The 12,945-nt window shown below is 36.3% G+C and carries 15 protein-coding genes; 14 read left to right on the top strand and 1 reads right to left on the bottom strand.

What is annotated here, in order from left to right; all coding sequences use genetic code 11:
• Nucleotides 1–382: 382 nt before the first annotated feature.
• The 14 genes from VB711_RS18140 (at nucleotide 383) to cobA (ending at nucleotide 11,734) form a co-directional block, all read left to right on the top strand.
• Nucleotides 383–817, top strand: a complete 435-nt coding sequence (locus VB711_RS18140) for a DUF29 domain-containing protein (RefSeq protein WP_323287610.1) — start codon at nucleotides 383–385, stop codon at nucleotides 815–817.
• An 80-nt stretch (nucleotides 818–897) separates the two neighbouring features.
• Nucleotides 898–1,665: a glycosyltransferase family 2 protein gene (locus VB711_RS18135; RefSeq protein ID WP_323287609.1), complete on the top strand. Its 768-nt coding sequence runs from the start codon at nucleotides 898–900 to the stop codon at nucleotides 1,663–1,665.
• A gap of 128 nt (nucleotides 1,666–1,793) precedes the next feature.
• Complete coding sequence (locus VB711_RS18130; protein ID WP_323287608.1) at nucleotides 1,794–2,006, top strand: type II toxin-antitoxin system HicB family antitoxin; 213 nt, start codon at nucleotides 1,794–1,796, stop codon at nucleotides 2,004–2,006.
• On the top strand, nucleotides 2,003–2,248 hold the full coding sequence (locus VB711_RS18125) for a type II toxin-antitoxin system HicA family toxin (RefSeq protein ID WP_323287607.1): 246 nt from the start codon (nucleotides 2,003–2,005) through the stop codon (nucleotides 2,246–2,248). Before VB711_RS18130 ends, VB711_RS18125 begins: the two co-directional genes overlap by 4 nt.
• Before the next feature lie 5 nt (nucleotides 2,249–2,253).
• On the top strand, nucleotides 2,254–2,682 hold the full coding sequence (locus tag VB711_RS18120; protein WP_323287606.1) for a DUF29 domain-containing protein: 429 nt from the start codon (nucleotides 2,254–2,256) through the stop codon (nucleotides 2,680–2,682).
• Between the two features lie 78 nt (nucleotides 2,683–2,760).
• Entirely contained in the window at nucleotides 2,761–3,759 is a 999-nt protein-coding gene (locus VB711_RS18115; protein ID WP_323287605.1) for an NAD-dependent epimerase, read from the top strand.
• Nucleotides 3,760–3,761: 2 nt separating this feature from the next.
• Nucleotides 3,762–4,352 (top strand): YdcF family protein, encoded by a 591-nt coding sequence (locus VB711_RS18110; protein ID WP_323287613.1) that lies wholly within the window; start codon nucleotides 3,762–3,764, stop codon nucleotides 4,350–4,352.
• Nucleotides 4,339–4,881 (top strand): WcaF family extracellular polysaccharide biosynthesis acetyltransferase, encoded by a 543-nt coding sequence (locus tag VB711_RS18105; protein ID WP_323287603.1) that lies wholly within the window; start codon nucleotides 4,339–4,341, stop codon nucleotides 4,879–4,881. The genes VB711_RS18110 and VB711_RS18105 overlap by 14 nt, the downstream gene beginning before the upstream one ends.
• A 297-nt stretch (nucleotides 4,882–5,178) precedes the next feature.
• Nucleotides 5,179–7,389 (top strand): polysaccharide biosynthesis tyrosine autokinase, encoded by a 2,211-nt coding sequence (locus tag VB711_RS18100; RefSeq protein WP_323287602.1) that lies wholly within the window; start codon nucleotides 5,179–5,181, stop codon nucleotides 7,387–7,389.
• A gap of 324 nt (nucleotides 7,390–7,713) precedes the next feature.
• Nucleotides 7,714–7,923 carry a hypothetical protein gene (locus VB711_RS18095; RefSeq protein ID WP_323287601.1) on the top strand — a complete coding sequence of 70 codons (210 nt, stop codon included), beginning with the start codon at nucleotides 7,714–7,716 and terminating at the stop codon, nucleotides 7,921–7,923.
• A gap of 56 nt (nucleotides 7,924–7,979) precedes the next feature.
• Nucleotides 7,980–9,737, top strand: a complete 1,758-nt coding sequence (gene argS, locus VB711_RS18090; protein WP_323287600.1) for an arginine--tRNA ligase — start codon at nucleotides 7,980–7,982, stop codon at nucleotides 9,735–9,737.
• Between the two features lie 47 nt (nucleotides 9,738–9,784).
• Entirely contained in the window at nucleotides 9,785–10,150 is a 366-nt protein-coding gene (locus VB711_RS18085; RefSeq protein ID WP_323287598.1) for a four helix bundle protein, read from the top strand.
• A gap of 101 nt (nucleotides 10,151–10,251) precedes the next feature.
• On the top strand, nucleotides 10,252–10,983 hold the full coding sequence (locus VB711_RS18080) for a sirohydrochlorin chelatase (protein ID WP_323287597.1): 732 nt from the start codon (nucleotides 10,252–10,254) through the stop codon (nucleotides 10,981–10,983).
• Entirely contained in the window at nucleotides 10,976–11,734 is a 759-nt protein-coding gene (gene cobA, locus VB711_RS18075) for a uroporphyrinogen-III C-methyltransferase (RefSeq protein WP_323287596.1), read from the top strand. The genes VB711_RS18080 and cobA overlap by 8 nt, the downstream gene beginning before the upstream one ends.
• Here the strand turns inward: cobA and VB711_RS18070 are convergent.
• Nucleotides 11,719–12,738: a response regulator gene (locus VB711_RS18070; protein WP_323287595.1), complete on the bottom strand. Its 1,020-nt coding sequence runs from the start codon at nucleotides 12,736–12,738 to the stop codon at nucleotides 11,719–11,721. The two genes, cobA and VB711_RS18070, sit on opposite strands and share 16 nt — an antisense overlap.
• Nucleotides 12,739–12,945: the final 207 nt, after the last annotated feature.

Below are 12,945 nucleotides of genomic sequence, written 5' to 3'. Positions count from 1 at the left end.
AACAAGAACGTCAAAGAGCAGAACAAGAACGTCAACGCACAGAACAAGAACGTCAAAGAGCAGAACAAGAACATCAACGAGCTAATGAAGCTGAACAAAAAGCCGCTAAGTTAGCTGAAAAGCTGCGATTAATGGGAATTAATCTAGAAGATATTTCCTATTAGCTAAAATTGAGAAAATTAAAAGTGCGATCGCTCTTTTTGATCAATGGTTAGACAATCAAGCAGAAAATAGCTAAAATATTACTATTACTTAAGATAATGCTTCACTAGAAGTAGAAGAAGGATAATATAAAGTTGAGGAATTAGAAATAAAACTGAATCAGTCAGACATTATTGATCATGCTCTCAATTTAATTGGTTAAATTAAGTAGAAAATCGCCATGAGTCTTTATACTAGCGACTTTTACGCTTGGACACAAGAACAGGCTAAAGCCCTGAAAAATCAACAATGGGAACAACTTGATCTGGCTAATCTTTTAGAGGAAATTGAAGCATTGGGAAGAAGAGAACGCCAAGAACTTCGTAACCGTTTAGGGATTTTGTTAGGACATTTCTTGAAATGGGAATATCAGCCTGAAAAAAGAGGAAATAGTTGGATTGCAACCATTCGAGAACAACGCCGTGAATTATTAATTTTGCTAGAAGAAAACCCCAGTCTTAAATCTTATCTTGAAGAAGTTTTAGAAATATCCTATCAAAAAGGTTTAGATTTAGCAGTTTATGAAACAGGGTTATCTTATTCAACTTTTCCTGTTTCCTCTCCATATTCTTTTGTCCAAATATTAGAGCAGGAATTTGTCTCGTTTGATTCATAAAATTAATCTAGTTATTAACTAAGCAGAAAATTTTTGATTTCGTTATCATGGAAAATAATCTTTATAAATATTTAAAATAAATGCTAGAAAAGATTACTCCTCTCATTCTAACTTACAACGAAGAACAAAATATTGTTCGGACTCTTGAGCATCTTACCTGGGCTACAAGTATTGTTGTGATTGATAGTTATAGTACAGATAATACATTACATATTCTAGATTCATATTCCCAAATTAAGCTATTTAAACGTAAATTTGATACTCATGCTACTCAATGGAATTATGGCTTAGATCAGGTTCAATCTGAATGGATTCTTTCTCTTGATGCAGACTATGTTGTAACTGATGAGTTAATAAACGAAATTCAGAATTTTCCTTTAGATAATCCTATTGACGGCTACTTTGCTAAATTCAAATATTGTGTATTTGGACAACCTCTACGAGGTACAATACTTCCTCCTAGAGAAGTGCTATTTCGCAAAAATAAGGCGATGTATATTGATGATGGCCATACACAATTACTGAAGAATAAGGGAAATTCTAGTCAACTATCTGCATACATTCACCACGACGATCGCAAGCCTTTAAATCGTTGGTTATGGGCGCAAGATCGTTATATGATCATTGAAAGTAAAAAGCTACTGGAGACACCTAATAATCAACTCAGTTTGGGCGATCGCATCCGTAAACAAAAAATTCTCGCTCCTTTCATCATTTTAGTCTATTGTCTGATCCTTAAAGGTGGTATTCTTGATGGATGGCATGGTTGGTACTACGCATTTCAAAGAGTTTTAGCAGAAATCCTTCTCAGCATACACATAATTGAAGCAGAAAAACTTAAACATTAGCTATTTACAATTACACCACCTTGTTTAACAATTTGGCACAAACCACTTTTTAACAAGATTTTTAGAAATTAAGTGTCGTAGTTTAATAAAAAACTATTGTAAAATTAAATTAGTTAGAGGTTAATTTAATGACAAATACACTCGTTTTTGAAGTTTCCGAAGAAGAAGATGGAGGATTTATTACTGAATGCCTCACAGAGGACATTTTTACACAAGGGGACAATTGGGAAGAACTTAAATCTAATATTCAAGAAGCTGTTAAAGCTTTCTATTTTGAAGAATCAAGCTTTCCAATCATCCAGTTACATCTTGTTAAAAATGAAATCTTGTTAATTCAATGAAGATACCTAGAAATCTCAAAGGATTACATTTAATTCAAGTCTTGTCTAAATCTTGGGATTACCAAATTGTCAATCAAGAAGGAAGTCACGTTATTTTAGAAACGGAAATTCCTACCCATCATCATCTATGTATTCCTGATCACAATCCTTTGAGAATTGGGACTTTAAACTCAATTTTAGGTGCTGTTTCCCGCCATAAAGGAGTAAGTAAACAAGATATTCTAAATTCGTTGAAGGAATAGCTAACATGGAAAATCTTTATGAAAAAGATTATGCTGATTGGGCAGAACAAATGGCACAAAGATTACAAGACAGGTGTTTTAATGAATTGGATATTGATAACTTAGTCGAAGAAATTAAAGATTTGTCAAAACGAGAACGGGATAAACTATTAAGCAGTATTCGATTGATTCTTCATCATTTACTAAAATGGGATTATCAACCTCTAAAACGTTCTAGAAGTTGGCAGATAACTATTGAAAGAGAACGAAATAATATTGATTTATACCTAGAAGATAGTCCAAGCTTAAAAAAATATCTTTGTCAAGAATGGATTCAAAAAATGTATCGAAATGCCCGGTTAGATGCAATCAAAGAAACTGAATTAGATTTACCTCAAGATTGTCCTTATCAAATTCAGGATATCTTAGAAAGAACATTTGACAAAGCCATCTGAAAAAATTTTCCTCGATCAAGAAAATTTTGTACCAATCATATAATATAAATAAAATACAAATAAACATAAATTCAATAAATGCAAATATTAGTTACCGGAGTTGCTGGATTTATTGGTTATCACTTGGCCAAACGTCTGTTAAGTGAAAATATCCAGGTGTATGGCATCGACAATTTGAATGGGTACTATGATGTTAACCTAAAAAAAAACAGACTTGCTCAACTTCAAGATCATGAAAAGTTTACCTTTGAAAAATTGGATTTGAGCGATCGCACTCAAATAGCCAAACTTTTCCAAACTCAAAACTTCGATTGTGTTGTCAACCTAGCAGCCCAAGCAGGTGTGCGCTATTCCCTAGAAAATCCCCACGCTTATGTAGATAGCAACCTCACGGGTTTTGTAAATATCCTCGAAGGGTGTCGTCATAGTTCAGTTAAGCATCTAGTATTTGCTTCTTCTAGTTCAGTGTATGGAGTCAATCAAAAAATCCCTTTCTCTACCACCGATGATGTTAATTATCCCATTTCTCTCTACGCTGCCACCAAAAAAGCTAATGAGTTAATGGCTTATACTTATAGTCATCTTTATCAATTACCAATTACAGGGCTACGCTTTTTTACAGTTTACGGTCCATGGGGACGACCTGACATGGCTTATTTCAAATTTGTTAAAGCAATTGAACAACAAAAGCCAATTGATGTTTATAACTTTGGCAATATGCAGCGTGATTTTACCTATATTGACGATGTAATTGAGGGTGTAGTGCGTGTGATGGCAAAAATTCCTACCTGTGCTAAAAATGAAAGTGAGATCAAAACACCCTCTCAAGTTCCCTACAAACTTTACAACATAGGGAATAACCAGCCTGTATCCTTGATGCGATTTATTGAAGTCATAGAACAAACATTAGGAAAAGAAGCCCAAAAAAATCTATTACCAATGCAGCCTGGTGATGTTCCTAGCACTTATGCAGATGTAGACGACCTGATAAAAGATGTAGGATTTAAGCCAGATACACCAATTGAAAAGGGTATTGCTCAATTTATCCAGTGGTATCGGGAGTATTACAATTGTTAATTATCAAACGGCTATACCAACAATGGAAAAAATACAGACTAGCCATCTTGTCGGGTATTATACTTGTTTTTTGCAGCCATATCCCTATCCGTATAGCGATCGCCTCTTACCAAGCACCCATACCTCAAGCCATCCTCACCCTGGGCGGTGATCCAAACCGAGAAAAATTTACAGCCCAATTTGCCCAGCAACACCCCCACTTAGATATTTGGGTTTCTAGTGGCATATCACCAGAATTAGCCAACACCATATTTCAAACCGCAGGTGTTTCCAAAAGTCGTCTTCACCTCGACTACCGTGCTGTAGACACTGTTACCAACTTTACTACCCTTGTAGATGACTTAAAACAACATCAAATTCAACACATATATTTAATTACTTCAGAATATCATCTACCCAGAGCAAAAACCATAGCTACCATAGTCTTAGGTAGCCAAGGCATTACTTTTACCCCTATTTCTATTCCCTCTCAACAACCCAAAGAATCTACAATGCGTATTGTCCGCGATAGCGCTCGCGCTGTACTTTGGATTATATCAGGTAAGACCGGAGCTAGTTTCAATCCTCGTTCACCACTATATGCGTTTAGATAACTATTCCACTGGCAACTATAGCCCCGGTGCGTCTTACTCCCAGCAACTTTTGTGGTATTTTATCGGTTCACCCTTAGTTGAAAGTTATTGGCTACCTGTATCATCCTTAAAAGTCTGGATTCTGCGAATTTTTGGAGCTAAAGTCGGTAATGGAGTCCGCATTAAAACTGGAGTTAAAGTCAAGTTTCCTTGGCGGTTGAGTATCGGCGATTTTGTGTGGATTGGCGAAAATACCTGGATAGATAACCTCGCTCCCGTAGTTCTAGAAAATCATGTTTGTCTATCTCAAGGGGTTTACCTTTGTACTGGTAATCACGATTGGACTCATCCTGATTTTAAACTGACTCCTACCCCAATCCATATTCAAGAAGGTAGTTGGATAGGAGCTAAATCAGTGATTGGGCCTGGAGTCACCATAGGAAAAGGTGCCGTCTTAGCACTAAGTAGTGTAACAGGACGTTCCCTAGAACCAATGATGATATATGCTGGCAACCCAGCCCAATCAGTAAAAAAAAGAATCATGAGTTGAGTAAAAATTATTAACTAAATAAAGAAAGCAAGTATAATAAATCAACTACTGAGAATTTACTGAATAATTTTGAAAATAAAGCTGACAACTTAATAAACCAGCGTGTAATATATTATAGATGATATCTGGCACCTGAATTGACTATTTAACTCCAGATTTTCCAGCACTCTCAAAAGATTGCTCCTTTTAAATCCATACTTGGTTTCAGAGTAACTAGGGGCAAGTTTATAAATTTACCAAATTTTATTCTCCAACCTAGAAATAATCAAATAATACTCTTCTAACATCATAAAACACATGATTGAACATGATTATACAATAGTTCCAAAGGCTAATGAAAATGGTAAGGCTATTTTTCCACCTCAATTATTAGCACCTCCAACTTTTCCAGGCTTGGAAACAGATGTAGATGATTGGAGCCTTAAACAGTTATTGGCAATAATCAAACGTAGAGGATTAGTCATCATAGGGTTTGTATCCTTGGCTATGGCTGGTGTTACCTACACAACACTCAAACAAGAAGCAATATATCAAGGGAACTTTCAACTTTTAGTTGAACCAGTTAATCGGGATGGTAGTTTAGATAGACTAGCAATTCCCGATACCAATTTTGGTAAATCAGGACTGGATTATGAAAGCCAAATTCAAGTGCTTAAAAGTCAAGAACTAATGCAGGGTGTTGTCAACCAATTGCAAATTTCCTATCCTGAAATTAACTATTATTCTCTAATTAGTGATTTATCTATTCGTCGTATAGGTGAAACGAAAGTGATAGATATAAGCTACAGAAATCAAAATGCTAGTAAAATTAAATTCGTATTAGATGCTATTTCTAAATATTATTTAAACTATAGCTTAGAAAAACGCAAAACCCAGTTGAACCAGGGAGTTCAATTTGTAGACAAACAACTCCCTACTATCAAAAATAGAGTAACTCAACTCCAACAACAACTACAAATTTTCCGCCAGCGATACTCTTTCATGGATCCCGGTAATCAGTCTGGTCTGTATACTGGACAACTGCAAGGTCTAGAACAGCAACGACTAGAAATAGATAAACAATTAGCATCGGCTCGTGCTGCTTACAGCAGTTTATCGAAACCAGAAGGAGAACTGGCTACCTTAAATAGTGCGTCGATATATCAGCAGTTAATATCTCAATTACGTCAATTAGAAGCCCAGATTTCGGGAGAATTAGTACGTTTTCAACCAGATAACCCAGCCATAGAAACACTACAAGAAAAAAGACGAAATCTATTACCAATTATTGAAGACGAAGCAAATAGATATGTCGGTCTGAGATTGGCTGAAGCTGCTGCTCAAATCCAGAGATTAGAAGTAGAAAGCCAAGAATTAGCTAAGGTAGAACAGCGACTGAAGTTAAGATTTGAGCAATTACCAATTTTAGCCAGACAATACAGCGAAATTCAGCGAGATTTGCAACTAGCAAATGATAGTCTAAATCGGTTCTTAGCTACCCGTGAAACACTACAAATACAAGTAGCCCAGACAGAAATCCCTTGGGAACTAATACAAGCACCAATTCAGCCTTTATTGCCCATATCACCGGATATCCCACGTAATTTAATGTTAGGATTTATCGGCAGTTTAATTGGGGGGATTGCTATTGCCTTACTTTTAGAAAAACTAGATAACACTTATCACACAGTTGATAGTATAAAAGATACAGTCAAAATGCCTGTGTTGGGTACTCTTCCTTTTGATAAGAAAATTCAAAGTTCTTCACTACTTAATGTGAGCAATTTAGAAACAGAAACTGAGATTCCTTCTACAACCAAGAACCGGTTTTCTAGTATTTTTGATCGTTCTTCTTCAAGCAGTAAAAGCTATGGACAAGGAAAATTCTGGGAATCTCTACAAGTTCTTTATGCTAATATTCAACTACTCAATCCTGATCAGCAGATTCGTTCTTTAGTTATTTCTTCTGCCATGCCCGCAGATGGTAAGTCTACAGTAGCATTAAACTTAGCTCAAATAGCTACAGTCATGGGTAAAAGAGTTTTACTTGTAGATGCTGATATGCGTCGTCCTTCTATTCACAAAACATCAGGGTTACATAATCTATCGGGATTAAGTAGTTTAATATCTTCCAATATGCCTGTTGATCAAGTTATTCAGCCAATATCTTCGATCCAAGGATTATCTGTGATTACTGCTGGACCCGTGCCACCCGATCCTGTGAGACTACTTTCTTCAGATAAAATGAAGCAACTAATGGCACATTTTCAAGCAAATTTTGATTTGGTGATTTACGATGTTCCCCCAATGTTGGGATTAGTTGATGCCAGACTTTTAGCACAACAAGCTGATGGTATTGCCCTAGTAGTCAGAATAGATAAAACAGATAAATCTGGACTTTCACAACTTCAGGATAATTTAAAATTATCTTCTGTAAATTTGTTAGGCATTATTGTGAATGGAGATAAGGCAGAATTAAATAGTTATAATTACTATTACGGTGCTAATAACCAAAGTAATCCTGCTTAGTCTGATTTTTCAATGTGCAATTTACCTGGTTTTCTTGGTTTGAAAGAGAAAATTATAGATGAAACTAGAAATCATCAGGGTGTAGCTACAAAAAAGAGCAATGCTGAAAGTAGTAAATACAGGCAGATTCATGGTTTTAATCATTAATTTGATTAAATTTAATGCTATAATAGTGAAAATTAAGCTGGCTATAAAAGTTAGTAAATTTTTGCTCAAAATATTCTCCCAATCAATCTGTATTTAGACTTAACTTAATTAATAGTTGATTGAATTGCTTAAATACCGTCAGGTATTTTACATTTTAACCTGTTGACAAGTTTAATTATGGCTAAACCAAAAGGTGGTCGTGGTAAATCTGCACCTTATACTACTCGTCAAGTGCGTGTACCTGAACCAATTATTTCCCAAGTTGACAAGTTGATTGAGCTTTATCACGAATACTTGGAGGCTGGAGGTGATGCTAGTAACCCACCAGATTTATTAATGGCTAAACCTGTGAACAAGTTAAGTGCGATCGCTCTCAAGTTGCAGTGATATGATGGTCAATGATATTGAGCAGCGACATTGGCCGCCAGAAATAGAATTTAAGTATGAACTCTACACAAGAACAACTAAAACTGAAATTGGTACAGGCTTTGGTGGCTGCGTTTGGCGAAGAATTTGCTGGAGTAGACCCGATTTTGGTGGCTGCGAGTAATCCTAAATTTGGTGATTATCAAGCGAATGTGGCTTTATCCTTGAGTAAAAAGTTAGGGAAGCAACCGAGAGCGATCGCAACTGCTATTGTAGAAAAACTAGATGTGTCGGAATTTTGCGAACCACCAGAAATCGCGGGGCCTGGTTTTATTAATCTAAAATTACAAAGATCCTATCTGGAAGCACAACTAAGCGCCATTCAAGCAGATCCTAGATTAGGAGTTCCCCCAGCACCAGTACCACAGAAAGAAATTGTCGATTTTTCCAGTCCGAATATTGCCAAAGAAATGCACGTCGGACACTTGCGTTCTACCATTATTGGTGATTGTATCGCCCGAATTTTAGAATTTCGCGGACATGATGTATTGCGGTTAAATCATGTTGGTGATTGGGGTACACAATTTGGAATGTTAATCGCCTACTTGCGGGAAGTTTATCCACAAGCCCTCACCACTGCTAACGTTTTAGATATTGGTGATTTAGTGAGTTTTTACCGCAAAGCTAAACAACGATTTGATCAAGATGAAGCTTTTCAAGAAATAGCACGCCAAGAAGTTGTGAAATTACAAGCAGGTGAACAAGATACAGTTCATGCTTGGAAGTTGTTATGTGAACAATCACGGAAAGAATTTCAAATAATTTATAATTTATTGGATATCAAAATAACTGAACGGGGAGAATCTTTTTATAATCAATATCTTCCAGCCGTTGTGGAAGATTTACAGAAAGTTGATTTATTAGAAGAAAATCAAGGTGCAAAATGTGTTTTTCTAGAAGGCTTTACCAATAGAGAAGGAGAACCTTTACCCTTAATTGTACAGAAATCTGATGGTGGTTATAACTATGCAACAACAGATTTAGCATCCCTCCGTTATCGGATTCAACAAGATCAAGCAAAACGGATTATTTATGTAACAGATTCAGGACAAGCAAACCACTTTGCTCAATTTATGCAGGTAGCGCGTAAAGCTGGATGGATTCCTGATGATGTAGAATTAGTTCATGTTCCCTTTGGTTTAGTTTTGGGGGATGATGGGAAGAAATTCAAAACCCGTTCTGGGGACACTGTGCGGTTACGAGATTTGTTAGATGAAGCAATTTCTCGCGCTCGTACAGACATAGAAACTAGATTAAAAGAAGAAGGAAGGGAAGAATCAGAAGAGTTTATTAATCATGTTGCTGAAGTTGTTGGCATTAGTTCGGTAAAATATGCCGATTTAAGCCAAAATCGTAACAGTAATTATGTGTTTAGTTACGATAAAATGCTTTCTCTCAAAGGGAATACAGCGCCTTATATGCTTTATGCTTATGTGAGAACTCAAGGAATTAGTAGAGAAGGAAATATTGATTTTGAGAATTTGGGAGTAGATGCAAAAATTTTGCTAGGAGAAGAGGCAGAATTAACTTTAGCCAAGCATTTATTACAATTGGATGAAGTAGTTAGTGAAGTTGAACAAGATTTATTGCCAAATCGGTTATGCGATTATCTATATCAACTAAGTGACAAATTTAATAAATTCTACGAAAATTGTCCTGTTCTCAAATCTGAAGAACCTGTAAAAACATCACGGTTGGTTTTGTGTCATTTGACAGCTAAAACTTTAAAATTGGGGTTAGATTTGTTGGGAATTAGAGTTCTAGAAAGGATGTAAGTAGAAGGAGTCAGGAGTCAGGAGTCAGGAGTCAGGAGTCAGAATAAATGCAACCTGCAAAAACATTTGAAGATTTAATAGTTTGGCAAAAAGCACATCAATTTGTTTTAGGAGCATATCAATTAACTGCAAATTTTCCTAAATCAGAAATATATGGACTTACTTCTCAGTTTAGACGCGCATCAGTTTCTATTCCTGCAAATATTGCAGAGGGATTTAAGAAAAAAGGAGACCTTGATAAAGCAAAATTTATGAATATAGCACAAGCTTCTCTAGAAGAATGTAGATACTATCTTATTCTTACAAATGATTTAGGATATGGTGATACATCAGAATTAATGTTGAAACTACAAGAAGTTAGTAGATTACTGGATAGTTATGCAAAAGCTATTCTCAAAAATTCTACCTTTTAATTCATTGTTTCCCCTGTTTACTTCCTTCTTTCTTCTTCTTTCTTTCTTCTTCTTTCTTTCTCTTCCTGACTCCTGACTCCTGACTCCTGACTCCTTAACTTATGCCTTGTAGTTATCTTTTAGTATCTCACGGTAGTCGTGATCCACGTCCAGAGATTGCGATGCAAGAACTGGCAAAACTGTTAATTCAAAGATTACCGAAAGGTGAAAATTTGGTCGGTACAGCAGCTTTAGAAGTTCAGTCCCAACCTTTACATCAACAGATTCAACAATTTGCTAATGATGCTTTGGCTGTTGGCTGTAATTCCCTAAAAATTGTACCGTTGTTTTTGCTGCCTGGGGTACATTTGATGACAGATATTCCCGCAGAAGTTGCATTAGCTAAAATGGCTTTTAATGGAAATATAACTATTAATCTTCAACCTCATGTAGGTAGTCATCCAGGTTTAGGAAAATTGTTGACTCAATCAATGGCTAATATTGAATCAGAGGCATTAATTTTGTTAGCCCATGGTAGTCGTCGTCCCCTGTCGTTACAGCCCGTAGAAGCAATAGCAGCGAGTTTGAGGGGAATTACGGCTTACTGGTCTGTACCTCCGAGTTTAGACTCACGGGTGCAGCAGTTGGTAGCTGATGGTAAGAGAGAAATTGCGATTTTGCCCTATTTTTTATTTTCTGGTGGGATAACTGATGCGATCGCTCTAGCCGTAGAAACGCTAAAATTACAATTCCCATCGGTAAATTTTCAACTAGCACCACCTTTGGGACCAAGTGCAGAACTAGCTGATCTAATTTGGGATTTGACAAAAGAAGGGGAAAAAGTTGTTGGGTAAGGTTTATTTAGTCGGTGCGGGTCCAGGAGATCCGGGATTAATGACTCTCAAGGGTAAGGGTCTGCTGGAATGTGCAGATGTGGTAATTTATGATGCTTTGGTGAGTCCAGAAATTCTAGCGATGATTAATCCCCAAGCGGAACAAATTAACGCTGGTAAGCGGATGGGGAGACATTCTCTGTTACAGGAAGAAACTACTCAGTTGTTGATTGAAAAAGCCTTAGATCACCCCATTGTTGTCCGTCTTAAAGGTGGTGATCCGTTTATTTTCGGTCGCGGTGGTGAAGAAATGGCGGAATTGGTGGCAGCAGATATTCCGGTGGAAGTTGTACCGGGTATCACATCGGGAATTGCCGCTTCCGCTTATGCGGGTATTCCTTTAACTCATCGTCTCTATAGTTCGTCTGTAACCTTTGTGACGGGTCATGAAGCAGCAGGGAAATATAACCCGATAGTAAACTGGTCAGCGATCGCCCACGGTTCCCAAACCATTGTGATTTATATGGGTATTCACAATCTACCCCACATTGTCGAACAGCTAAGTTTGGCGGAATTAAGCGTAGACACACCCATTGCTTTAGTCCGTTGGGGTACTCGTCCCGAACAATCAGAATTAATTGGCACTTTGGCGACAATTTTAGACCAAGTAGAGCAAACTGGATTTACCGCCCCAGCGATCGCTGTTATTGGTTCCGTAGTCAATCTACACAGCATTTTATCTGATTGTCGTCCTTTTTATGCCAAATGTTGAAAAATGGTTTTCAATAAATCATCTTGGTTAAAAGGCTTATATAAATACCCTGAAGCCCCGACCAGTTTAGCTTTAGCCCTATCTATGAAGCTAGGTTTTTCTGCCATCAAAATTATAGGTGTATCTCTAAAATAGACGTTTTTTCGCAACAAAGAACATACCTGATAAGCATTTAAATTAGGTAGCAACACATCTAAAAAAATCAGGTCTGCTTTCAGGTGAATAATTTCCATTAAAGCCTCCGAAACATCTGTAAATCCAGTTACAGAAAATATTTCCTCATCTAAAAACCCTTGAATATTTTCTAGCAAAATAAAGTTATCAACAATAGAAAAAAGTTTATATTGTTTTTTCTCCATTGCTGATGTCCCATAGATATCGCTATCCTCCGTTGATTGATATCTATTTCTTCTGTGGAATTTCTGCTCAGTATTTGTGGGCTGATTATCTCGCCAGAATTGCCGTTCTTCTGAAGAATTTCTACTTTTATTTTGACATTGCTCAATTAATAAATTTAGATCTAAATAGCAAAACTTAGGTAGCTCATCTAGAAAGTTTTCAGGAATAAATTCATAACTACCAAGTTCTAATTTGAGAAATGATTCCAAAACTTCTAATGCTAATTGCTCAATCAGTACCGCAGCTTGGAAATGACTAATATATCTTTGACTAACTAACCAACAAATAGCTAAATAATCAGGGTTGGGTATTGATTGTTTCTGTGTATTAGTTTCAAAAATTGTCCGTAACTGATCATTAATTCCTATAGGGAGAGTAGAAATGTGCTGACTTAGCTGTTGTAATTTTCTATAAAGTGGCTCAAACATTTGCTCTGCATAACAAGCATAAATCAGTTTTCCTTCATCTATATAGATTGACCAGGTTCCTGATGTACTAAATAATTGTAAACAACCAGTCGCCGATTCTCTGGTAATTTTGGTTAGTAGTTGTAAAGGTTGTAATCTCTGAAAAAATCTATATCTATTAATAGGAAATGTTTTCATTGCATCTACTCAAAGGCTATAGTTAAGGGTTTGTATTGTGTGAATTAACTTTTCTGAAAATTCACATTTGTGATGCTCCTGATAAATAAAAATAATGTCTAATAAAACATTATGTAAGACTTCAAAGGTATTGCAACAAGTCAATATATCTATCCTTTTTCTTATATTCAGAAGGACAAAAAGGAGAAGTTCGGATATTTTGTAGTC

This window comes from Cronbergia sp. UHCC 0137 (genome assembly GCF_034932285.1).
In the GTDB taxonomy this organism is placed as follows: Bacteria; Cyanobacteriota; Cyanobacteriia; order Cyanobacteriales; family Nostocaceae; genus Cronbergia.
The sequence above is the reverse complement of the archived record's forward strand: the minus strand, read 5'-3'. Positions and strand labels throughout refer to the sequence as shown.